The sequence below is a fragment of the Flavobacterium magnum genome (assembly GCF_003055625.1).
In the GTDB taxonomy this organism is placed as follows: Bacteria; Bacteroidota; Bacteroidia; order Flavobacteriales; family Flavobacteriaceae; genus Flavobacterium; species Flavobacterium magnum.
Map to the genome: position 1 here is coordinate 3068706 of NZ_CP028811.1, position 23704 is coordinate 3092409.

Here is a 23704-nt window from a genome sequence, read left to right on the forward strand (position 1 = left end):
TTATTCTTGTTTTGCTGGATTTGCAGGTTCTTCATCCCGGAGTTCATCGTCGAAAAGCATTCTTACAGAAGGGGTGTAATCATCGTCATACTGGCCCTTCCTTACCGCCCTGATGAAGGCGCTGAAAAAAACAATGGCCACGAGGATGCTGATCGATATTAAAAGATAGATGACACTCATACGGTGGTTTTCATTTTCAAAATTATATTGGCATCGGCAGGTAAAATATGATGTGTATCACGCTTTGGGCTGACGGTCCTTACTTTAAGCCCGCGCGCGGCGTAATTGCCTGCAACGGTGACGAAGCTGATGATGGTAATCGTACTCAATGGCATGATGATGGCCGCGACGATCGGCAGCAGGTTTCCGGTCACGGCAAAGTAAAGTCCGACCACATTGTAAGCCAGCGACAGGCCGAAGCTCATCCGGATGATCGTAATCGCCTTTTTTGAAAGTTTCAGGAATTTTTCCAGTCTGCCGAATTCCAACGCGTCGAGGATCGCATCGCAGGCGGGCGAAAATACATTGGTGTTTTCGGAAATTGCCACCCCAACATGGCTTTGCATCAGCGCACCGGCGTCGTTGAGTCCGTCACCCACCATCATCACCCTATGACCCTGAAGCTGCAACGATTCAATATAGGAAAGCTTTTCCTGCGGCTTCCTGTTGAAAATCACCTCTGTCCCTGTCGGCACGAGTTGTTCAAGATACGGGCGCTCGCCTTCGTTATCACCTGACAGGATTTTGAGATTGTAGTTTTTGCCGAGCGAAGCGAACAGCGCGGCGGCTTCAGGACGGTATTGGTTACGGATGGTGAATTTCCCGAAGTAGCTGCCGTCTACAGCAATACAGACGACGCTTTGCAGGCTGTCTTCATTTTCATCCAAACCCACATAGGCAGGCGACCCTATTTGTATTGTGCAGCCCGCCACCCTGCCTGAAATCCCCCTACCCGGAATTTCCTCATAACCCTCAACGGAAAGATTGGCGCCTTTGCCAAGATGGTCGTACAGCATCCTGCTGAACGGATGTCCCGATTGCCTGAGCAGGCTTGCAACCGCAACCGTATGCGGTGCCAACGGATTCCCGCTGTAAACGATGGCCGCTTTGGTTGTGGTAATCGTGCCGGTCTTATCAAAAACGATGGTATCTATTTTCGACAACTGCTCTATCGCCATCGTATTTTTGAGGTAGAATTTATGCCGGCCCATAATCCTGAGGATATTTCCCAATGTAAACGGGGCAGTAAGCGCCAGTGCACACGGACAGGCGACAATCAGTACAGCCGTAAATACGTTAAATGCTGTATCACTATCCAACCTGATCCAGTAGCCCCATCCGGATAACGCGATCAGCAGCAGCACCGGGGTAAAATAGTGGCTGATGCGGTTTGTGATGGTCTCAAAATCATGGCTTTGCTGTTTGGAAAATACCTTGTTGCCCCACAATTGGGTAAGATAACTTTGCGATACGGGCTTAATGACTTCCATTTCCACCATCGCTCCTGAGAGCCTCCCGCCGGCAAACAGACGGTCGCCGGACGACTTGGACACCGGCAAGGCCTCACCCGTCACAAAACTGTAGTCGATGGCGGCGCTTTCGGAAATCAAAATGCCGTCAGCCGGAATGATTTCATGATTTCTTATCAGCAGCCGGTCTCCCTTACCCAGATCGTACACGGGTACATTTTCCTCCCCACCCCTTTCGGATTTCCTGGTTACCGCAATCGGGAAGTACGATTTAAAGTCGCGCTCGAAATTCAGGAATTTGTACGTTTTTGCCTGAAACATCTTTCCAAGCAGCATAAAAAATATCAGGCCCGTCATGCTGTCGAAAAATCCCGGACCGTGATCTGAAATGAGATCGGCGACGCTTCTGACAAACATTACGATGATGCCCAGGGCAATCGGTACCTCGATATTGAGCATCTTAGCCCGCAGGCTTTGCCAGGCCGCCCGGTAGTAGCCGCTCGCCGAATAGAGGAAACTGGGCAGCGACAACAAAAATATCAGCCAACGGAAGAAACTGCGGTAACGGTCGAGCCAGAATTCATGGTGCTCAAAATACTCAGGAAATGACAGCAGCATGATGTTCCCAAAACAAAAAAAGGCGATGCCCAGCTTATAGGTAAGGCTGCGGTCTGCTGTTTTGCCCGGGTTGTCGTAATCCCCGAGGCTGATATTGGGTTCGTAGCCGATCGTCGACAGCAGTGTCACGACTTCCTTTAAGGAGATGTCAGCCGAATGAAAATGCACCCTCACTTTCTTTTCATGGAAATTGACCTGGGACGACAGTATTCCAGGCCTCAGCTTCCTAAGATTTTCCAAAATCCAGATGCAGGAACTGCAATGGATATGCGGGATATGCAGCGATACGATGCAGCTGCCGGATTCATTGAACTCGAGCAGTGTTTCGACAATCGCCTCGTTAGCAAGAAATTCATATTTGGACGTATCGGACAAGGGCACGGCGCCGGGCGTCTTCTGGAAATCATAGTAGTGGGAAAGTCCGCCCGCAGTAAAAATCTCATAGACTGTCCTGCAGCCGTTGCAGCAAAAAGATTTACCGTCCAGATGCAGCGTATCCCGCGCCGAAACCTGCAGTCCGCAGTGAAAGCATTGATTGTCGCTCATGATTTGGTCGTTTACCAGTGGCAAATGTCTGTTGCGATGGCGCCGCCTGAAATGACTGAAATCATTTTTACTGACGGCATTAAGTGACGCGCGTCATATTCCGTGCCGAGGCCCGAAGGTAATTTTGTGGGGAATCAACAATCGATCGCATGAAAAAAATACTCTGCCCCACTGATTTTTCGAAGGCATCACTTAACGCCTTTGTGTATGCCGTCAATCTGGCCAAACGGGTTGGCGCAGAAATCGTTACGATACATGTATACGACCTTCCCGCGGCAATAATCGATGCGTCTTTAGAAAACCTTTCGGAAATCCGGGATATAACCGAATGGGATCACTTCGAACAGTACAAAAGCGCCATCGCAAAACTCAGGGTGATCGCGGAAGAAAACCATGCGTCGCACCTGACGCTGACGCATATACTCGAGCAAGGCAACACCGTTGATACTGTGCTTCAGGCCGCTGCTAACAACCACGCCGACCTCATCATTATGGGAACGCACGGTGCTTCCGGCGTTACCGAAGCATTATTCGGATCGAATACCGAAAAAATCATGAACCGCGCGAATTGCCGCGTGCTCGCGATTCCGGCCGCGTGCGGGTACAGCCCACTTTCCCGGATCCTGTTCCTGAGTCGGTATGAGGAACGCGACAAAGCCACATTGCGCGAACTGCTTGCATTTGCAGCACTCTTCCACGCGCGAATTGACGTACTCTATATTACCGCCAGGCATACGGACGACGAAGCCGACACCATCCGGGAATGGAAAAGGATTTTTTCCGGCGACGCTGTCGACTTCTATACCATCGCCAGTGACAGCCCCGAGGAAACAATTTTGGATTTCAGCGAAGTACACCATTCCAACCTGATTGCGTTGACCGTGAGGCACAAAGGCCTGCTCGAGCGGCTGTTCCTGTACAGCGTGGCACGTAAAATGGTGTTTCACTCAGTCTTGCCGGTGTTGTCTGTAAGTCATCGCTGAGAACGGCCGGTGACCTGGATGCCCGATAGTGGCAATGCCTGCTTAATGTATCGCGCGATGGCAGTAAAAATCCCAAAGTAAGCCTGTATTTCAGGGTACTTTGGGATTTCCAAATGTGCTGCTGTCTTTCGTTAAAACCGCAAACCTTTTATCGATGAGCGGTTAAAGCCATTGGAAGAAATTTGCCACTATAAGCAAAAAGCATATCGCCTGTGCGCCTACGAGCAGGTTGAATACGGTTTTCGGCGATTGCACCGAAATGATTGCGCCGTTCACTGCCAGCGAGGCAATAACGACTACAAACAATTGCAGCATCTGTGACAGTCCGGCGCCATGCTGAAGGATTTTCATCGCGGTGATCCCACCCACACAGCTCTGCAGCAATACGGAAAGCACACAGCTTCCGAGAAATCCTTTTTCGAATTGGCGGTATACATGTTGGTACGTACTCATGATCAATCTTTTTAAAATTATAATGTAAAAGTACCCTGTTGTCGCGCCCGGAAATATGACGGAAGTCACGTTTGGGCATTTGCTTCGTCACAAATCACGTCAATAAACAAAAATATACCGATTGGTATTATATTAATACTTTTTTGTATATTCGCCAAACAATTATCTAATATCATGAGCCAATCCAAAGCCGAAAAAACCAGACAGTTCATCATCGAGAAATCCGCACCTGTGTTTAATGCGAAGGGTTTTGCAGGGACTTCGATCAATGATCTTACAGAAGTTACCGGGCTAACGAAAGGCAGCATCTATGGTAATTTTGCAAACAAGGATGCTGTGGCGCTGGCCGCATTTGATCACAACTTCGGTAAAGTGGTGTCGTTTATCAAACAGCAGATTGAATCAAAAACGACGGTGATCGACAAACTGCTGGTCTATCCGCAGGTGTACCGCAATTTCCTTGACATTCCTTTCCTGGAGGCGGGCTGCCCGGTGCTCAACACGGCGACGGAGGCAGATGATACGCATCCGATGCTGCGAAAGAAAGTCGTGGCGGCACTGCAACTTTGGAAAAGGTCGATTGAAAACCTCCTGAATCATGGGATCGATACAGGTGAAATTAAGAACGATACGCCCGTCGCCGAGTTTACCGCAGTGCTGATGTGCCTGATCGAGGGTGCCGTGATGCAATCAAAAGCATATGGCGCTCCGGCGATGCTCCAACATACTATGGATTACCTCGAGCGTGGCATCGTAAATCTCAAAACCTGATATTTTTTGTCATAAAATATACCGATTGGTATTATTAATGTTCCGATGTCTCACTTAAACGTTATCTTATGAAAAACGCGAAATTACCCTTATCCGTACTATGCGCCGAACGGCCATCATAAGGGCAGCCCGGAAACGCTGAGCCGAAATTTAATGTTCAAATCAACTGAAAAACCAACATAACATGGAAAAATTACCTTCATCAACTTATAAAATACGTTTTAATGATTGCGACCTTTTTGGTCACCTCAACAACTCCCGATACCTGGACTACCTGATCAATGCCCGGGAAGACCACCTGTCAGAACACTATGCGCTCGACCTCACTACGTATTACAAAAATGGATTCGGCTGGGTTGTGGGCAGCCATGAAATCGCCTATGTGAGTCCGGCGGTGTACAACGAAACCGTCCGAATTCAATCGGCACTGCTGCGCGCTGACGAGCAATCGCTGCACGTCGAAACCGTCATGACCAATACCAATGGGACAGCGGTTAAGGCCGTAATGCGAACGCGGCTTATTCCCATCAACACAAAAACCGGGCGTCGCGAAACCCATGACGCAGCATTTCTGGCTTGGGCGAAAACCATCGAGAACCATGGCATCGCAGCAGATATCCCGTTGCAGCAACGCGTTCAGGAGCTGCGGCAGGAATTAACCGCAGAAAAAAGACCGTGACGTGCGACTGAATCTTTAAAATTCAGCACACCACCATTTTAGATATTTATTTTTTTGTAATTTGCATCGCATATTGATACACGCCAAAATGATAATGATCTGCCGAAATGAATTGGAAAGCCGTTACCACAACCCATAAGGGCGCCGCCAGGATTGTACTCTATGCTGATAAAGATCCTGTATTGGTGCAAAAGATACGATCCATTGAAGGATGCCTTTGGAGCCGCACACTGCAGGCCTGGCATGTGCCGGACACGCCTGAAAACCGTAGACTGCTTGAAGCTAGAAGCAATGGTAAGTCGGTGCTGTCGCGTATCTGTCCCGTCAACCAGCCGGTCCTTGAGCGTTTTGTCGAACAATTGTCGCTGCACGGATACAGCGTCCACACGATCAGGAAGTACAGGGGTGACTTTGGCGATTTTCTGTATTGGCTGCAGGAAATACCTGCCTATCAATGCCATCAGGAACAGGTTCGCTCCTATATCCTGCAATGCATCATCCAAAGACTCAGCAGTGACGCGCTGATACACAGCCGGCTGAACGCCCTGACGTTTTATTATGTCAGGATGCTCCGGCGCGAACAATTTTTTGTCGACATCCCCAGACCCAAAAAGCCGCGGAAACTGCCAAAGGTCATTCCTGTTGACGTCATCAGGAAACTTTTTGCCGCAACGACCAACCTGAAGCACAATACCATATTGAAATTGTGTTACGGCATGGGCCTCCGCGTGTCAGAAATCTGCGCCCTTAAGATTTCAGATGTTGACAGCCAGAACATGCAGGTTCTTATCGAATGCGGCAAGGGTAAAAAGGACCGTTATGCGAACCTGCCGCAAAGCATCCTGAAGCAACTGCGGGCCTATTACCTGCAATACAAGCCGAAGCGTTACCTTTTCGAGGGAAAGGACGGTGGCCCATATGCCATCCGGACAATCCAGCTAATTTTTCATGAGGGCATGCAGAAAACGGGGTTTAACCGAAAACTGGGCATACACAGCCTCAGGCACAGTTTTGCGACCCATTTGCTTGAACAGGGCACCGACGTGCGGTTCATACAGGAATTGCTGGGACACACAAACATCAAGACGACGCTACTTTACACCGAAGTAAGTGACAATAATATCCGCAAAATCGTGAGCCCTTTAGACAACCTGTAAATAGAATGGCGGCGGCACGGCACAACTCCATCCCTTTCCGGCGCCTACCCCTGCAATTCATACATTCAAAACCATGATTATAAATTTAAAAAGCACTATATTTGGACATCAGACACGCCTCGTAACACATTTTTGCGCAATGCGCATTCTTGTATATCACCTTTTATTACAGGATGATTTTGATTTTACTGCGTGTATTTGATTGTTATGGGCAAGCGCGGCGCAACGAACACGAAATCAACACTTAAAACATGATCGAAAGCTTAGAAATAGAAGAACTTGACAATTACTTATCTTATATTCGTCCGAGCGAAGAACTGAGATCAAAAATTGACATTGCTTATAGGATTGAAAAGCAAAGCGTGATAATTTTTGAGGTTACGCCGCATTGGAAAGATCCAAAACAGAAAATTGAAAGTAATGTTGCAAAGGCAACTTTCGTAAAAAAAGATAATCATTGGAAAGTCTTTTGGCGTCGTGCTGATTTGAAATGGCACTCTTACAAACCAATGCCTATAGTTGAAAATCTTCTTGACTTTACTAGATTAATCGAAAAGGATGAATATAATTGCTTTTGGGGATAATTGCGCCAGCCCATAACAGCGGTTTCACGCAATTGCTGCTTCTCTTGTAAAATGAACCGCCTTTTTCCATAACTTCGTCTTGTCCAGCCGAGAATACTCAGTTCCAAAAGCCGCAACTGACGTGAAGCCGCCGGACGTTATCAGAGATTTTAGACCGACCGTAATCAAAACTTCGATTCAAAATGAAAAAAAAATTACTCTTACTATTTTTATTTTCAAGCTTTTTTATTTCTGCTCAGAATTTATCAATGGCACAAATACTTGATATAAAAAAGAAAACCCTCGGAAATGCCGAAGAGTTTTTAACTGAAAAAGGATGGGAATTCTCGGAAGCACAAGAGCCTACAGATGAACTTATGGGGAGTGCAGTATTCACATATAGAAAAAGTGATGTATCAGACGGAGCAGAATCTTTTTTGTCATTTGTCTACAGTAGCTTTTCTGATGTAACAAGAATAACTATCCAAATTAGTAAAAAAGAGAAATACATAGAATATCTAAATTCAATTAAGGGATATGGTTGTAAACAACTATCGTCAAAAGTAGAAGATGGAAAGATAGTGAAAGTCTATCAAGGAGTTACAACAACGTTTGTTATAAAATCCGCAACTACTTCAAACTATTACGATCAGGAAGTTGTTACTTGGATTTTATCTGTTTTTTCTAATGAAGATTACAAACTAAATTTTGGCGAATAATAAAAACCTCTGATAACAGCGGTTTCACGCAATTGCTACCCACTTTGTAAAATGAACCACCTTTTTCCATAACTTCGTTCTGTCCAGCCGAGAGTACTCAGTTCCAAAAGCCGCAACTGACGTGAAGCCGCCGGACGTTGTGCGACAGCAATGTTGGAGCGTATAAAAATCCTGTGTAAATGAACGTAATTGATGAAATAAATTCTGAAGGTTTTACAATAATTGAAAATGTTTATTCAGCTGACGAAATCGACAAATTGATTTCTAATATTGAAAATGTTGGTATTCAAAATCAGCACAAAAATACTTACCGAAAATCTGATGATTTGTTTGCTGTAAGACAATTTTTCAATGAGTTTCCACAAGCATTGGAAATAGTATTCAATAGCAGTTTAAAGCAAATCATCAAAACTAATTTTGGTGATAACTATTTTGTCACAAAATCTATATACTTTGACAAACCAGAAAAGTCTAATTGGTTTGTTTCTTATCACCAGGATTTGACAATCTCAGTAAATCAAAAATTAGAGCTTGACGGGTTTGAAAATTGGACAGTAAAACAAAATCAATTCGCTGTCCAACCTCCGGAAAATATTTTGAAGAATTGTTTTACTATCAGAATTCATTTGGATAATACGTCTAAAGAAAATGGCGCGTTGAAAGTCATCAATAAATCTCATTCTAAAGGAATTGTCAGACTTGATAATTTTACTTCGAAAACTGGAAATGAAAGCATTTGCGAAGTTGAAAAAGGTGGAATTATGATTATGAAACCTTTACTATTTCATGCGTCAAACAAAACCACTAATAATGAAAGACGGAGAGTTATCCATATTGAGTTTTGCAATCAACAATTACCTAACGGATTAAATTGGAATGAGAAAGTGGAATTCAATTTAAACTAATATTTTGCCGATCGCACAACAGCGGTTTCACGCAATTGCTGCTTACCTTGTAAAATGAAACATCTTTTTCCATAAATTCGTTTCGTCCAGCCGAGAACACTCAGCTTCGAAAGCCGCAACTGACGTGAAGCCGCCGGACGTTATGCGACAGCTTGCCGCGGACGTGAAAAATCCTCGTAATAGAATACATCATTATGCGAATCTTAATTAATAAATCTAGTTTTTTCTTTATAAGTCTAATCTTACTTGCTTGTTCCTCAAAAAAATTTCGTGATGACAAAAAACTGATATTTCTTAATTTTGGATCACCATATGAAAATGTAAAAGTTTCATCGCTTTCAATTAATGATTCTATTTATTTCAGTGATAAAAATTTGGTTACGGGCATATTTGGAGTCGATAGTGATTTTTCTATTCAATTAAAAACTGACACAGTTTCAATTAAAGGAACTTTCGTTAATACACTTGATCCAGACTTAGGTGAAAATTTTATTAAGGAAATAAAAATAGATACTGTTTTGTATAAAAGAAATGGCAATCTTATATCAATTGGCATTGGTTTTGACAAATATGGCGTGAATCAAAGAAAGATGCGTCGAAAAAAAGTAAAAGTTGATTGACCTAATAAGCCGTCGCATAACAGCGGTTTCACGCAATTGCTACTTACCGTGTACAATGAACTTCTTTTTTCCATAACTTCGTTTTGTCTAGCCGAGAGTACTCAGTTCCAAAAGCCGCAACTGACGTGAAGCCGCCGGACGTTATGCGATATTTTGCTGCGAACGTAAACCAACATCATGAAATTTTTAAAAATCATTTTGCTTTTCCTAATTTGTATTGTATTTCATGCGTGCGATACGTCTTCATTTGCAGAAATCATTAACAAAACTGATAAAGAAATTACTGTTGAAATATTTTATAATCGATCAGAATTAGAAAAAGTTCCTGGATTGAAATCTATCAAACCTTATTTCAATAATGATGCACAACTTATAAATTTTGATTCAGTGTCCATGATCGGAAGACTAAAAATAAATCCAAATGACACTTTAATTATTGATTCAAACCGTGGCTCAAATCCTCGATTTAAATTTATCAGAACGCTGAAAATTTTTGCTGATGATACGATCAAGTTGAATAATCAAAATGAAATTTCTAAATCATTTAAAGAAACTTCTCCTGGAATTTTCGCTTTCGAATTTAAATAAAACATCGCATAACAGCGGTTTCACGCAATTGCTGCTTCCCTTGTAAAATGAACCGCCTTTTTCCAAAACTTCGTTTTGTCCAGCCGAGAGTACTTAGTTCCAAATGCCGCAACTGACGTGAAGCCGCCGGACGTTAGCGGTAATGCTGCCGCGAATGAGCGAAAATAAAGACATTTAGGTTATAGATAGTAAAAATACTTATGGAATTACCAATATTTAAATACAATCCAAACGCATACAAACTGGATATCATTGTTAAAGAAAACATTCTCTGTGAATGTTGTGGAGAAAAGCGTGAATATCGCTACGATGGACCATTTTACGCTGAAGAAGAAATAGAAAATATTTGTCCTTGGTGTATTAAAAATGGAAAAGCTTCTGAAAAATTTGAAGGAGAATTTCAAGATTCTGCAAGCGTGGATGATGTTGAAAATGAGTCTGCAATTACTGAAATTTCGCAACAAACTCCAGGATTTTGTGCAATTCAACAAGAAAACTGGTTAGCTCATTGTGATGATTTATGTGCATTTATTGGCTATGCAAAACCAGAATTAGTTAAACCAATCATTGATGACTTAATCGAGGATATTGAAGATAGCGGATTCGATGTAGATGAAGTTGTCAAAAGCTTAAAAAAAGAAGAACTTGACGGTTACGTATTTCAATGTTTACATTGTGGCAAACACAGAATTTATTTTGACGATTAGCACTACCGCTAACAGCGGTTTCACGCAATTGCTGTTTGTCTTGTAAAATGAACCGCCTTTTTCCATAACTTCGTTCTGTCCAGCCGAGAATACTCAGTTCCAAAAGCCGCAACTGACGTGAAGCCGCCGGACGTTAGCAGAAATTAAACCGCACCATCACGAATCCGACTCAAATTAGCTTAGGAAAAATTGATTATTACAGCTAACAATATTTAATAAAATCATTATGTTTGTAATCAATCACTACTAATAGTAATCCAAAAACTCGAAATAGCAATCCAAAAACATAAATTAACTGTTGAAATTATGAAAAAAGCCTATTATTCTTTGATTATTTTTATCTTCTTTGTGTGCAATCTCCACGCTCAAGATATTAAGTTTGATGATAATAAAGTGTTAGTTGATAAAACTGAAAGATTCGATTTTGTTAGGAAAAGTATGGGGACTGAGTTCTCGCTATATAAATTAAATACCAAAGATGAAATCATATACATGACTTCTGAAAGAAATGGTACCGATAGATATTTTGATGACGATTTTAGGAGAATTACTTTTGTTGAACAAAAAATTACAATTGAATCTAGCAGGCTTAAATTTGACAGTTGGAAAGCGATAATTAAGCTTTTATTGGAAGATAAAGTTATAGATTTTGAAGGTAATATTGATGCAGAGAGGTTAGAAAGATTTTCAGCTAAATATAATGATGTGAAGCGTTAACTTCTGCTAACAGCGGTTTCACGCAATTGCTGCTTTCCTTGTAAAATGTAACCGCTTTTTCCATAACTTCGTTTTGTCCACGCCGAGAATACTCAGTTCCAAATGCCGCAACTGACGTGAAGCCGCCGGACGTTAGCTGTCAGTTTTCGGCGAACCTAGAAAAATCACGTAAATGAGTAAAATCTATTTCATTTTATCGGTTATACTTTTGTTAGTTTTCGTTAGCTGTAAAAACGAAACGCAAAAATATATTCCTAATAAGTTTGAAAGAATATGGTACTCAATAGATGGGCGCTTAAAAATTGATTCTTCGCATGCTTTTGAGTATGTTAAGTATACTTGTGTCTCTCAATCAATCTCAAAAGGGAAATGGAATATAGTCAATGACACTATATTTCTCAATAGTTTTTCTCCATATGGATGCTATTTTGAAGAAGAATTTGGAATTCCACCATCAGCTGACACAACTCAGTTTACACCACTTAAAACGACCGAAAAGAATTGCGAACCAAATAGCGGTTATGTAAATTTTAGAAATGAAAAATTCTATATAAAAGATTCGATACTCATATCGAAAAAATCTACCTATTATGAAAATGGGGAATTTAATCTTCATACCAACTTTAAAATGAAAAACTACTACGAATAAAACCGTCAGCTAACAGCGGTTTCACGCAATTGCTGCTTCCTTTGTAAAATGAACGACCTTTTTCCATAACTTCGTTCTGTCCAGCCGAGAGTACTCAGCTTCGAAAGCCGCAACTGACGTGAAGCCGCCGGACGTTATGCATAATGCGGCAGTGCGTGTGGAAATCCTGACATTAATCATTATATTTGAATCAAATTAAAAAAATGAGTTTTTTAGAAAACCATATATCGGACATTTCTAAACTTTGTAAAAATCACAAAGTAAAAGCGTTGTATGCGTTTGGTTCTGTACTTACAGAAAAATTCAATGAAGAAAGTGATGTTGATCTTGTTGTTGATTTTCAACCGCTTGATGTTTTAGATTACGCTGATAATTATTTCGATTTAAAATTTTCTCTTGAGGACATTTTAAAAAGGCCGATAGATCTGTTGGAAGAAAAAGCTATTAAAAATCCTTACTTCAGAAAAAATCTTAATGAACAACGTCAGCTGATTTATGGATAACGATATTAAAACCTGGCTTTTTGATATTCTCAATTCTATTAATGAGATTGATTTTTACATCGGCCAACCGAGGATTTTTCAAAACTATGAAAATGACATGCGTACCAAAAGAGCTGTGGAAAGGAATATAGAAATCATCGGTGAAGCCATGAGCAGGATTTTGAAAAGAAGTGATCAAATCAAAATTACGGATTCACGTAAAATCGTAGATGTGAGAAACAGAATTATCCACGGATATGATTCGGTTTCTGACGACGTCGTTTGGGGAATTGTAATTAAGCAGTTGCCTGTTTTGAAAACCGAAGTGGAGAAATTACTTGCCGAATAATATTTGCACTATGCATAACAGCGGTTTCACGCAATTGCTACTCACTTTGTAAAATGAACCACCTTTTTCCATAACTTCGTTTCGTCCAGCCGAGGGTACTCAGCTTCGAAAGCCGCAACTGACGTGAAGCCGCCGGACGTTAGCCGTAATTCTCGAGAAAATTGAAACGCAAATGAAATATCTGAAAATAATAATACCGTTAGCAATTTTCGCCCTAATTTGTTTTGAAGTGAATAATGCCGAGAATAGTTTTTCGGAATATGAAGATAAAGTATTGCATAATAATGTGAATATAAAAGGTGTAATTAGTTCAGTAAAGCGTTCAAATAATCATTGTTTTGCGGTATGGAAAATCGACAATGTTAAAAGCAATATTGCTTATTTTCGTTCCAATACTAACGAGCAATATTTTCCTTATGTAATAAAAAATAAGAAAGCTGAGATTTATCTAGAACTTTGTGACACTCTGGTAATTGGAGACAGCATTGAATTAGATTCGAATAATCTTTTGGTGAAAATTACGGGGAAAAATAATATTGAACGAAGTATTGGACTGGTTACTGAAAGCTATAATATTTCATTTATAAAAAAGAATACTCAGTTTCCAAATTAGAACTACGGCTAACAGCGGTTTCACGCAATTGCTCCTAACCTTGTGAAATGAAATTCTTTTTTCCATACCTTCGTTCTGTCCAGCCGAGAGTACTCAGTTCCAGAAGCCGCAACTGACGTGAAGCCGCCGGACGTTAGCAGCAATTCATCCGCAGATTCAAGAATTTACTATACATGAAAGAGTTTCAAGACACAATTTTCATAAGCGAAATTTTGTTGCAATCAAAGATTGCATTAAGAGCATTTGAAAGATTGCATGCTACACATGAAAATTTCGATCGATTAGAAGTTTGGTGCTCAATTCAATCCATACTTGTTTCAACAGGGAATATATCCAAGATTCTATGGTCAGGTAAATATAGATTGCGTAGTAAAAGATTGCGAGAAGTGCTTAAAGTACAAACAGATAATATTCTTTTAGACCGAGAATTTCGAAATTACTTCGAACATTATGATGAAAAAATTGAAGAGCGATTTGAAAATGGTGCAAACGGTGTTTATATAGATTTGGCTATGAATCCATCTTTTAGAGGAGATTTTGGCGGCAATGATAATCGTGGATATAACTCATTTGATAATTCACTTGTATTTCGCGGTAAAAGATTGGATTTAAATAAGGTATTTGGTGCTCTTATAGAAATTCGTAATAATTGTAAGCGACATGTTTTGGACTTCCCTTGAACTGCTGCTAACAGCGGTTTCACGCAATTGCTGCTTCTCTTGTAAAATGAACGACCTTTTTCCATAACTTCGTTTTGTCCAGCCGAGAATACTCAGTTCCAAAAGCCGCAACTGACGTGAAGCCGCCGGACGTTAGCAGCAATAAATCAACCCAATCCCTATGAAATGGAACGATACAGATAACAGATTCGTAGCTTTTTTTGATATTATGGGCTTTAAAAATTTGGTGCAAACAAAAAGCCATGCAAATATCCTTAAACAAATGAGACAGCTCGCAGCGATTGTAAATTATATTGATTCTCAGGAAATCGTATCTAAAAATTCTCAGTCGGTTCTGAAGTCAACTATTTTTTCAGATTCTATAATTTTAATTTCAAATAATAATACTGTTTCATCTGCTGCAAATATAATGTTGCATTCTTCTTTATTAATGACTGTAGCTATTCGCTTAGGAATTCCGATGAAAGGATGTATAGCACATGGGAAATTTACCGCTGATTTTGAAAACTCTATCTTTTTTGGTCAGCCTTTGATTGACGCATATTTACTAGAAGAAGAACTGAGCCTATACTCAATCGTTTTACACAACTCATTCGAAAATCATTTGATTAATAAGTATTACGGCGGGTATAAATTTAGAGATAATATCAGATGGTTCAAATATCTCACTCCGTTAAAAGTGGGTAAAAGTCAACATTATCATTTAAATTGGATTTTCTATGGTTTTTTGTTGAACGAAAAGGTTGATAACTCAACAAAAATTGAAGAGTTTAGAAAATTGATAAATAATTTTTACTTAACTGTTAGTGGTAGAACGAGATCGTATGTTGATAATACTGTGGACTTTTTCGAACAACTAGTAGCTTACAAATAACATACTTTTACTGCTGCTAACAGCGGTTTCACGCAATTGCTGCTTTCCGTGTAAAATAAACTTCTTTTTTCCATAACTTCGTTCTGTCCAGCCGAGAGTACTCAGTTCCAACAGCCGCAACTGACGTGAAGCCGCCGGACGTTATGGGCAACATGTACCCCAACTTGAACGTAAATGACTAATATGAAAATCATTTTATCTGCTTTCGTAATACTATTTTCGAGCATTAGTTTCGGACAAAATGATTTATTAAATACTCCGGAAAAGTTGTGGGCCAAAGTAAATAGTGAGTCATACAATAAATTACTTGATAGCTTAAATACTTATTACGATGAAACAAGGAACGACATAAAATTACATGATTCTATTAAAAAAGAAGAACTTAAATCTTTAGCGATTTGTGATCAACTTATTCAAGAATTTCCAGGTTCAGATTTAGTTTTCGATGCGATGTATAGAAAAGCTCTTATAACTTACGAATATTTGAATATCGATATAGCTCAAGAATTTTTTTTTAAAGTCGTCAATTTTAATACTACAAAAACTGCTTACAAACGAAAGGCCTATCGTTTTCTAGCATCAATAGAAATCGATAAAAGTAACTACAACCAAGCAATATTATATTTGGACGAGAGTTCAAAATATAAAGTGACCTATTTTTGCGGAAACGAATGGGATACTGATACAAGACAGCTTAGAAATATGTATACAATCTGTTTCGACGGATTGTGCGAAAAGAGATAATTCATGCTGCCCATAACAGCGGTTTCACGCAATTGCTGCTTCCTTTGTAAAATGAACTTCTTTTTTCCATAACTTCGTTCTGTCCAGCCGAGAGTACTCAGTTCCAAAAGCCGCAACTGACGTGAAGCCGCCGGACGTTAGCAGTAATTTGTAAAAAATCACAGTCACAAAACGAGCATGTCCAAAAGTTTCACAAGCAAAAGAAAATTTAGAGTTTGGATTTATACACCAAGTCATAAAACATTAATCATAAGAAGCGAAAAACAATATCATGATGTTGACTATTACGTTGCTAAATACGACGATCCAGAGATAACTATTGATTTGGAGTTTACTGGTGTTAATTTTATTTCGGTACCTGAATATTTTAATGAAATTACAATCAAAAAAATAGGAGATAAATTTATTTTTAATGATAATGAAAATTGGTTTGTAGAAGCCTTTTCTTGTGTTGTAGGGAAAAGCAATTGGAATTATAATCAAGATGTTTTCTCAGGCTTAAAGTATAATGACTCTATCGTAATCAAATAGTTCAAACTACTGCTAACAGCGGTTTCACGCAATTGCTACTTTCCTTGTAAAATGAACTTCTTTTTTCCATAACTTAGTTTCGTCCAGCCGAGAGTACTCAGTTCCAAATGCCGCAACTGACGTGAAGCCGCCGGACGTTATATGCCATTTTTAACGAATCGAACGTAAAATGACCAGCCGAATTATATGCGTTGTCTTTATTATGCTACTTACAAGTTGTAAGTCGAAAACACCAATGGAGCAAGTTCTTACTGACATGAATAAAAAGAATTCTTTCTTTGACTTGTACTATTTATCCAGCAGTAATTTCTACATTACTACAAAATTCAGCGAGTGCGGAGAATGGGGCGGTCATAAAGAAGGTATGAAAATCTTTTCTGATGCAAAAAGAAAACAATATAAACTTGATTATTACAAACTCTCTTTTGACTGCGAAAACGTGCAAAACGCAAACATCGATACTTTATTTCATAAAACAATCTTATTAAACCGCCATAGCCAAAACGCCATAAATAAATACTTGCAAGAATTAGTAATTGCGAAAGTCAGGTCAAAATTTCCGGGTCATTCCGGCAATTATTTTACCGCTGCGAGTGCTGATTCGACATTTCGAATTGAGCTTTATGATGCTGAAAAAAAGAATTTAAAAAGCTATAGTCATCTGTTGAAAAAATTGCGCCTGAATTAAAACGGCATATAACAGCGGTTTCACGCAATTGCTTCTTCCCTTGTAAAATGTAACCGCTTTTTCCATAACTTCGTTTTGTCCACGCCGAGAATACTCAGTTCCAAATGCCGCAACTGACGTGAAGCCGCCGGACGTTACAGGCAATTGCTCCGTGTCCGAAATGACGATTTTCGTAATTGAATGGCTCGGCTTGTGTAATCACAAATTAACTCCTCTCCTACTTTTGAAAGAGCAACTTTGTGGTTCTGCTTTGAAACCTTAGCCGCGATTTCCAATCTCCATTTACTTTTCTTCTCGCCGAGAAATCTCTGCGAAGCTCAATTGGGCTGTATTGCTGCTTAAGTCTTTGTCAATTTCTTTGTCTTGAAAAATGCTGAAAATTTCCTTTTCAAAATTCTAAACTTTAACGTGGTTCTCAAAAAAACTATCGCAGTAGAAATTCTTTGTGGTTACTTTGCGTGATTTTGCGCTTGTGTCGCAACAGCCTGTAACAGCGGCTTCACGCAATTGCTACTCACTTTGTAAAATGAATTTCTTTTTTCCATAACTTCGTTCTGTCTCGCCGAGAATACTCAGTTCCAAATGCCGCAACTGACGTGAAGCCGCCGGACGTTGTGCGCAAGCTTTCGTCACAATCGCGAATGAATACCGTGAAAATCTTGCGAATGAATTTAGATTATCGACATAATAAAAATGGAGGCTGTACTTATTTTAATTTTTATAATTGGCGTATACATACTTAAACAATATGCTTTTGAAAAAGCCAGACAAGAACGCCAGGATTACTACAGAAATGATTATTTGAAATCTGAAGCTTGGCAACGTAAACGCTATGTCGCAATGAAACGAGATAATTGGCAATGTGTTTATTGTGGTGCACGCGCAACAGAAGTTCATCATAAAAGATACGCAAAAAACATTGGTAGAGAACCTATTCATTGGCTAGTCTCAATTTGTAAATCTTGCCACGAAAATCAACATAATTAAATTATTAAGCCTTCGCACAACAGCGGTTTCACGCAATTGCTGCTCGCCTTGTAAAATGAAACATCTTTTTCCATAACTTCGTTCTGTCCAGCCGAGAGTACTCAGTTCCAAATGCCGCAACTGGCGTGAAGCCGCCGGACGTTATATGCCATTTCTGAAGAACGTACTGAAACCAAATAACGAATCATATGAAAATAAAATTATTTTGGATCACTATAATCAAAATTCTTGGACTTCTGCTGTTTTTTGAGTTTCTCGAAATTCTTTCACAATTAATTACTTCTTTGATTTATGTTTTCGTCCCAGACATGGAACAAAATATAGTTTGGGCAAGTTCATTGGTTTCTATTTTTATAATTCTATTATATCTTATGATAATCTATCTGTTAGTTTTCAAATCATCATGGATTGTCGACAAACTAAAATTAGTTCGAGATTCTGAAATTGAAATAATCAATATTGGTCTAAAAATTTCTTCAATTCTTGTAATAGCTATTATAATTGTTGGAGGAGTTATTTTTATCAATAGTTTCGCACTTTTATCTAAAAATTTATATGATTATTTTCAGCAACAAAAAGCAAATAATTATAGCCCCACAATAGGTTGGATAATATTCAATTCTATTAAAACTTTACTAGGATATTTGTTAATGACAAACAGTAAAATCGTGGCTAACTATATTGGTAAGCAAAGTCAAATTAATAGAAACGGCATATAACAGCGGCTTCACGCAATTGCTGCTTCCATTGTAAAATGAACTTCTTTTTTCCATAACTTCGTTCTGTCCAGCCGAGAGTACTCAGTTCCAAACGCCGCAACTGACGTGAAGCCGCCGGACGTTATATGCCATTTTTGACCGGCGAAATCGCATCCCAAATAATTGATACAAAGTGGAAGACAAATTAAAAAATGCCGTTGAAAGCGAAAACGAACAAAAACTGATAGAGTGTCTTGAGTTTACAAATTCAGGCAAGATTAATAACAAATGTTACGAATATATTGAAAAAGCGCTTACCGGAACTTGGCATGAGCAACACGAAGACTTAGTGAACACAATTTACTTGGAGAATTTAATTGACGACCGCTTTGTAGATCCGATACTAAATATTGCATTAAGCAAAGATATCTTCAGGCTTTATGACGATGAATTGGAATCAACCTTGAGAAAATGTGTTCACGCTTTAAAAACTATAAACTCTGAAAATTCTAATCGAGCATTAAAACAATTGGAAAAGCTAAATAATGATAATGTGAAGATTACACTTGAGATGTATCAGTAAAACGGCATATAACAGCGGTTTCACGCAATTGCTGCTTCCCTTGTAAAATGAAACAACTTTTTCCATAACTTCGTTTTGTCCACGCCGAGAATACTCAGTTCCAAAAGCCGCAACTGACGTGAAGCCGCCGGACGTTAGCAGCAATTTATGAAAAACGGAACCTCAACAATATTACTTCTACTTTTTATGTTCTTCATTTCCTGTGAAAATAAAAAAGATGTCATTGAGATATATTTGACTAAGAACAAAGTTGAAAGTTATGATGGAGTTCCTTTACGAACTGCAATAAAAGATACAGCCATTATAAAACAGGTCTTAGAAAGTTATAAAGAAGAAATAAGAATTGATACGATAAATGACAAACCAATCTATATGGGACATTTTTTGGTTGGAGCAAAAGATTTGGAAGAAAAACCATTTATAAATGATTCCGAAATACTTGGCCTCGATTTCAAAAATTCTCAAATATACTTTAGCGAAACTGTTTCTAAAAAAATATACAATGCCATACCGCAATGGAGGAAAACTAATTATTTCGGAAAACAATTTGCTTTATGTCATAACGGAAAGATTGTTTTAAGTGGCTATTTATTTGGCTCAATGTCATCTTACTGGTCAAATACTTACCAAATACGTTATCATAACTTTCCTGCTGTAAAGAGAAAAAATGGTATAAAAGCGGTTGCTTTTACGATCACAGATAGTTTGAATTTCGAGAACAATAATTTGAAAAAAAATATTGAATTTTACAATACATTCAAAAATAGACTGATTGATTAAACTGCTGCTAACAGCGGTTTCACGCAATTGCTATTTACCGTGTAAAATGAACTTCTTTTTTCCATAACTTCGTTCTGTCCAGCCGAGAATGCTCAACTTCGAAAGCCGCAACTGACGTGAAGCCGCCGGACGTTACCTGAAAGCGCACCTGTGACACACTTAAAAATAATGAATTATGCAATTAATATTAAGCTCATCATTTATTACAACTTTACTTCTTGTTCCCTATTTCTTAGTGACACTCTTGTACTCAAGGAATATTAATTTTGCCATTAATAAGACCCTGAAGTTTTTAAAATTTATTATTCCTGGTTTACTGGTTATTTGCTTATTAATATTGGCTATAACAAGATTAGGCGATTTTATTGGAATAAGTTATGATGATAAAATTGTAGATGAAGTTGGGGTGTTAATTTATTTCATAATCTTAACATTCCTGCCAGTACTCGTAAATTTCGTAAAACATAGGAGAGCAAAATTTAGTAATGAGAAAAAATCAAGCGCCATCAGGTAACATCGGTTTCACGCAATTGCTACTTTTCGTGTAAAATGTAACTGCTTTTTCCATAACTTCGTTCTGTCCACGCCGAGAGTACTCAGTTCCAAAAGCCGCAACTGACGTGAAGCCGCCGGACGTTGTGCGTCATGCTAAACCACCTCACCTTAAATACCAAAAAATGATAAAGATTCCATTAAATAGAGCAATCGAATTATTACAACAAAGGCTTACAGAAGTTGATAATCCTCATGTTGATTTAAAAGCTTTACAAAGTAGAATAATGCAAGATATCGAGCGAATTTTTGGAAGAGGAACTACTCAATCTCTATCTGCAATTTCTCTTGAAACTTTGCATTTCGATAAGCCTGAAAAACTTGAGAAATGTAAAACAAATTTTAGACAAACTATTCAAGGCTGGATAGAATACATTAAAGATTTTAACTTAATTGAACAAGAACAAGTCGAAATAAGCGAACAACAATACAAAGAGAAATATTCCGACTTACTAACAAGATGGAATGATTTAGTTCCTGAATACAATGAGCTATTAAAAAACTATGAAAACATAATTAATAAATACGATGAGTCATTATCTGAAATCAAAATTCTCCAAGAAAAACTAACTGAAAAACAATACATTCCGGAAATGATAAAAATTTTGTTTTTAGGAGCAAGCCCAATTGACGAAGTAAGACTTAGAGTTGATGAAGAATTAAGAGACATAGAACATGGTCTTAAGTTGGCTACGCTAAGAGAACAATTCGAGCTAAAGTCACAATGGGCAATAACTACTAAGACGCTACAGCAAGCGATGTTAGATGAGGCGCCAACAATTGTTCATTTTTCGGGTCACGGAAGTACTTCAGGAATTGCAGTTGAAGATAGTTTAGGTAATGCTAAGCTAATTGAAAATGATGCTTTGGGAAGTCTATTTGAACTATTCTCAGACAAAATTGAATGTGTTGTATTGAATTCTTGTCATTCAGAATCGCAAGCTAAAGAAATTGCAAAACATATTCCTTATGTAATAGGAATGAAAAGTTCTGTAAATGACAAAGCTGCAATTGCATTTGCTGTTGGATTTTACACAGCATTAGGTGCTGGGAAAGACATTCCGTTTGCTTTCAAAATGGGAACAGTAGCTGTGAAATTAGAAGGAATATCAGGAAGTGATTTACCAATTTTGCTTGGATAGTAAAGCACGAACGCACAACAGCGGTTTCACGCAATTGCTGCTTCCTTTGTAAAATGAACCACCTTTTTCCATAACTTCGTTCTGTCCAGCCGAGAATACTCAGCTTCGAAAGCCGCAACTGACGTGAAGCCGCCGGACGTTACCTGCAATTTACGATCGGTGCGTACTGAAAACTTTTTAGCACACCTTAAAAAAAAATATTATATTTAAATTTTTTAATCTTTAAACATATAAAAATGAAACAATTATCAAAGATCAATGAAGGTTTAAAACTCGAGAGCGAGAAATTAGAAAAAATTTCTATTGAAGAAATCTCTTTAGATACTTACACAATATATTTGTGTAATATGTGTAACTGGCAAGCAACAAAACTAAAAAATTCGGCAGGACAAGTAGTTCCGATTTATCCTACAATTTCAAAAACTTGTAATAGCCAAGATAGTCAAACGTGCATTAATCAAGGAGCGTATTTACCAATACTTAATTGTGGATGTAGTGACACATCATTTACTATTCAGTTATATCTTGTACACCCAAGAGGATACGGCGGTTGGACAAATCCAATTAATATCGTTCCTGATTGTGGACATGCTGGAGAAATAATCCCAATGAACATTCCTGATCCTGCATAAAATTTCTTTCAAATTTCAAATTTTAAAATATTTAGTCATGAAAACATATGTCTTGTACGAAACAATAAACTGCAGGTAACAGCGGTTTCACGCAATTGCTACTTCTCTTGTAAAATGAAACATCTTTTTCCATAACTTCGTTCTGTTCTGCCGAGAATACTCAGCTTCGAAAGCCGCAACTGACGTGAAGCCGCCGGACGTTACCTGCAAGTTTTGACCAAAAATGACGTTACATCTCTTATGAAACAACAATATTATCGAAATTCAGCAATTTCATTCTTATTAATCATTTTTTGGATTTTGTTCGGTATGTTCGATTCTTATGACAGCCAAAGCACCAATTTCAGTAGTTTTTCACTTTATTTTTACTTTGGTGGGAGTTTGATTTTGTCTATTGCTATTGGATTTTTGGTTCTGGTCGCAAGACTAGTTTTCTCTAAAAAAATCAAACTTCAAAATACTTTTCTTTATACTTTCTTAGCATTCATAAATTTGACACTTTCTCTAATATGGCTGACTACGTTGGCAATGCGCATTTTGTCCTTTGAATATAAATTAACTGAATATGCTATCGTTTGCTGCTTACTGTCAATTGTTATGATCGCTGATTTACATTTCCCTAAGAAGATTGTCCCAAAAGAAATTAATTAAACCTGCAGGTAACAGCGGTTTCACGCAATTGCTACTTCTCTTGTAAAATGAACCGCCTTTTTCCATAACTTCTTCCGGTCCAGCCGAGAGTACTCAGTTCCATAAGCCGCAACTGACGTGAAGCCGCCGGACGTTACCGGCAATCTCTAAAAAAACCACCCTCATGAGGAACTTTCTTATCAGCTTTTGTTTCTTTACTTTGATTTCTTGCGGCATCGGTGATTCGCTTAAAAAGCGAGATGAAATAGAAGCCGACTTGCAGAAACGCTTTAATACGCAAGACATTGGGGTTACTGTTTCTTGGGGTACAGAGACCGAACAGAATTATGTGAATGTTGATTTTACTAATTATAATCTTAATTCTAGAAATCATAATTATTTAGATTCACTGTCAAAAACCGTTTTCAAAAGAATACGTGAAAAATTCCCAGAAATTCGTAACAGGAAGAAGATTGTTGTCCGGTTTACTGCTGAACAAAATGCTGATTCCGCAAAATCCGTAATATCGTTTCAAAATTGAGACTGCCGGTAACAGCGGTTTCACGCAATTGCTGCTTCCCTTGTAAAATGAACC

The 23704-nt window shown here is 38.8% G+C and carries 30 protein-coding genes; 27 read left to right on the plus strand and 3 right to left on the minus strand.

What is annotated here, in order from left to right:
- Together ccoS and HYN48_RS13055 are read right to left on the minus strand one after the other, a co-directional pair.
- The gene (gene ccoS / locus HYN48_RS13050; protein WP_108372394.1) at nucleotides 1–180 is read right to left on the minus strand and encodes a cbb3-type cytochrome oxidase assembly protein CcoS; all 180 of its coding nucleotides are present in this window, start codon (nucleotides 178–180) and stop codon (nucleotides 1–3) included.
- Nucleotides 177–2633, minus strand: a complete 2457-nt coding sequence (locus HYN48_RS13055; RefSeq protein WP_108372396.1) for a heavy metal translocating P-type ATPase — start codon at nucleotides 2631–2633, stop codon at nucleotides 177–179. The genes ccoS and HYN48_RS13055 overlap by 4 nt, the downstream gene beginning before the upstream one ends.
- A gap of 149 nt (nucleotides 2634–2782) precedes the next feature.
- On the opposite strand from HYN48_RS13055, the gene HYN48_RS13060 reads away from it, so the two are divergent.
- Nucleotides 2783–3616, plus strand: a complete 834-nt coding sequence (locus HYN48_RS13060; protein ID WP_108372398.1) for a universal stress protein — start codon at nucleotides 2783–2785, stop codon at nucleotides 3614–3616.
- Nucleotides 3617–3778: 162 nt separating this feature from the next.
- Here HYN48_RS13060 and HYN48_RS13065 read toward each other — a convergent pair whose 3' ends face one another.
- On the minus strand, nucleotides 3779–4069 hold the full coding sequence (locus tag HYN48_RS13065; RefSeq protein WP_108372400.1) for a hypothetical protein: 291 nt from the start codon (nucleotides 4067–4069) through the stop codon (nucleotides 3779–3781).
- A 174-nt stretch (nucleotides 4070–4243) separates the two neighbouring features.
- Between HYN48_RS13065 and HYN48_RS13070 the strand changes: the two genes are divergently transcribed.
- The 26 genes from HYN48_RS13070 (at nucleotide 4244) to HYN48_RS15190 (ending at nucleotide 23650) form a co-directional block, all read left to right on the plus strand.
- Nucleotides 4244–4840 (plus strand): TetR/AcrR family transcriptional regulator, encoded by a 597-nt coding sequence (locus HYN48_RS13070; RefSeq protein ID WP_108372402.1) that lies wholly within the window; start codon nucleotides 4244–4246, stop codon nucleotides 4838–4840.
- Nucleotides 4841–5024: 184 nt separating this feature from the next.
- Nucleotides 5025–5519, plus strand: a complete 495-nt coding sequence (locus HYN48_RS13075; protein ID WP_108372404.1) for an acyl-CoA thioesterase — start codon at nucleotides 5025–5027, stop codon at nucleotides 5517–5519.
- Between the two features lie 107 nt (nucleotides 5520–5626).
- Nucleotides 5627–6676 (plus strand): tyrosine-type recombinase/integrase, encoded by a 1050-nt coding sequence (locus HYN48_RS13080; RefSeq protein ID WP_108372406.1) that lies wholly within the window; start codon nucleotides 5627–5629, stop codon nucleotides 6674–6676.
- A gap of 251 nt (nucleotides 6677–6927) precedes the next feature.
- On the plus strand, nucleotides 6928–7260 hold the full coding sequence (locus HYN48_RS13085) for a DUF3024 domain-containing protein (protein WP_108372408.1): 333 nt from the start codon (nucleotides 6928–6930) through the stop codon (nucleotides 7258–7260).
- A 182-nt stretch (nucleotides 7261–7442) separates the two neighbouring features.
- Nucleotides 7443–7958: a hypothetical protein gene (locus tag HYN48_RS13090; protein ID WP_146171783.1), complete on the plus strand. Its 516-nt coding sequence runs from the start codon at nucleotides 7443–7445 to the stop codon at nucleotides 7956–7958.
- 179 nt (nucleotides 7959–8137) lie between these two features.
- Nucleotides 8138–8863 (plus strand): phytanoyl-CoA dioxygenase family protein, encoded by a 726-nt coding sequence (locus HYN48_RS13095; protein ID WP_108372412.1) that lies wholly within the window; start codon nucleotides 8138–8140, stop codon nucleotides 8861–8863.
- A gap of 194 nt (nucleotides 8864–9057) precedes the next feature.
- On the plus strand, nucleotides 9058–9483 hold the full coding sequence (locus HYN48_RS15185) for a hypothetical protein (RefSeq protein ID WP_146171784.1): 426 nt from the start codon (nucleotides 9058–9060) through the stop codon (nucleotides 9481–9483).
- A gap of 177 nt (nucleotides 9484–9660) precedes the next feature.
- The gene (locus HYN48_RS13105) at nucleotides 9661–10071 is read left to right on the plus strand and encodes a hypothetical protein (protein WP_108372416.1); all 411 of its coding nucleotides are present in this window, start codon (nucleotides 9661–9663) and stop codon (nucleotides 10069–10071) included.
- A 200-nt stretch (nucleotides 10072–10271) separates the two neighbouring features.
- Entirely contained in the window at nucleotides 10272–10778 is a 507-nt protein-coding gene (locus HYN48_RS13110; RefSeq protein WP_108372418.1) for a CbrC family protein, read from the plus strand.
- 306 nt (nucleotides 10779–11084) lie between these two features.
- Nucleotides 11085–11495: a hypothetical protein gene (locus HYN48_RS13115; protein ID WP_108372420.1), complete on the plus strand. Its 411-nt coding sequence runs from the start codon at nucleotides 11085–11087 to the stop codon at nucleotides 11493–11495.
- 172 nt (nucleotides 11496–11667) lie between these two features.
- Nucleotides 11668–12144, plus strand: coding sequence for a hypothetical protein (locus HYN48_RS13120; RefSeq protein ID WP_108372422.1), 477 nt, complete (start codon nucleotides 11668–11670; stop codon nucleotides 12142–12144).
- Nucleotides 12145–12347: 203 nt separating this feature from the next.
- A complete protein-coding gene (locus tag HYN48_RS13125) occupies nucleotides 12348–12647 on the plus strand; it encodes a nucleotidyltransferase family protein (RefSeq protein ID WP_108372424.1) in 300 nt (99 codons plus the stop codon).
- Complete coding sequence (locus HYN48_RS13130; protein ID WP_108372426.1) at nucleotides 12640–12975, plus strand: HepT-like ribonuclease domain-containing protein; 336 nt, start codon at nucleotides 12640–12642, stop codon at nucleotides 12973–12975. The genes HYN48_RS13125 and HYN48_RS13130 overlap by 8 nt, the downstream gene beginning before the upstream one ends.
- A 172-nt stretch (nucleotides 12976–13147) precedes the next feature.
- Nucleotides 13148–13588, plus strand: coding sequence for a hypothetical protein (locus HYN48_RS13135; protein WP_108372428.1), 441 nt, complete (start codon nucleotides 13148–13150; stop codon nucleotides 13586–13588).
- 173 nt (nucleotides 13589–13761) lie between these two features.
- A complete protein-coding gene (locus tag HYN48_RS13140) occupies nucleotides 13762–14268 on the plus strand; it encodes a hypothetical protein (protein ID WP_108372430.1) in 507 nt (168 codons plus the stop codon).
- A 160-nt stretch (nucleotides 14269–14428) separates the two neighbouring features.
- Complete coding sequence (locus HYN48_RS13145; RefSeq protein ID WP_108372432.1) at nucleotides 14429–15142, plus strand: hypothetical protein; 714 nt, start codon at nucleotides 14429–14431, stop codon at nucleotides 15140–15142.
- Between the two features lie 183 nt (nucleotides 15143–15325).
- Nucleotides 15326–15886: a hypothetical protein gene (locus tag HYN48_RS13150; RefSeq protein ID WP_146171785.1), complete on the plus strand. Its 561-nt coding sequence runs from the start codon at nucleotides 15326–15328 to the stop codon at nucleotides 15884–15886.
- 177 nt (nucleotides 15887–16063) lie between these two features.
- Nucleotides 16064–16417 carry a hypothetical protein gene (locus HYN48_RS13155; protein WP_108372436.1) on the plus strand — a complete coding sequence of 118 codons (354 nt, stop codon included), beginning with the start codon at nucleotides 16064–16066 and terminating at the stop codon, nucleotides 16415–16417.
- Between the two features lie 235 nt (nucleotides 16418–16652).
- Complete coding sequence (locus tag HYN48_RS13160; RefSeq protein WP_108372438.1) at nucleotides 16653–17105, plus strand: hypothetical protein; 453 nt, start codon at nucleotides 16653–16655, stop codon at nucleotides 17103–17105.
- A 693-nt stretch (nucleotides 17106–17798) separates the two neighbouring features.
- Nucleotides 17799–18092 carry an HNH endonuclease gene (locus HYN48_RS13165; RefSeq protein WP_108372440.1) on the plus strand — a complete coding sequence of 98 codons (294 nt, stop codon included), beginning with the start codon at nucleotides 17799–17801 and terminating at the stop codon, nucleotides 18090–18092.
- A gap of 188 nt (nucleotides 18093–18280) precedes the next feature.
- Entirely contained in the window at nucleotides 18281–18811 is a 531-nt protein-coding gene (locus tag HYN48_RS13170) for a hypothetical protein (RefSeq protein ID WP_108372442.1), read from the plus strand.
- Nucleotides 18812–18983: 172 nt separating this feature from the next.
- Nucleotides 18984–19373, plus strand: coding sequence for a hypothetical protein (locus HYN48_RS13175; RefSeq protein WP_108372444.1), 390 nt, complete (start codon nucleotides 18984–18986; stop codon nucleotides 19371–19373).
- 147 nt (nucleotides 19374–19520) lie between these two features.
- Complete coding sequence (locus tag HYN48_RS13180) at nucleotides 19521–20153, plus strand: hypothetical protein (RefSeq protein ID WP_108372446.1); 633 nt, start codon at nucleotides 19521–19523, stop codon at nucleotides 20151–20153.
- A gap of 677 nt (nucleotides 20154–20830) precedes the next feature.
- Nucleotides 20831–21847: a CHAT domain-containing protein gene (locus HYN48_RS13190; RefSeq protein WP_108372450.1), complete on the plus strand. Its 1017-nt coding sequence runs from the start codon at nucleotides 20831–20833 to the stop codon at nucleotides 21845–21847.
- A gap of 236 nt (nucleotides 21848–22083) precedes the next feature.
- Nucleotides 22084–22479 (plus strand): hypothetical protein, encoded by a 396-nt coding sequence (locus HYN48_RS13195; protein ID WP_108372452.1) that lies wholly within the window; start codon nucleotides 22084–22086, stop codon nucleotides 22477–22479.
- A gap of 814 nt (nucleotides 22480–23293) precedes the next feature.
- Nucleotides 23294–23650 (plus strand): hypothetical protein, encoded by a 357-nt coding sequence (locus tag HYN48_RS15190; protein ID WP_146171786.1) that lies wholly within the window; start codon nucleotides 23294–23296, stop codon nucleotides 23648–23650.
- Nucleotides 23651–23704: the final 54 nt, after the last annotated feature.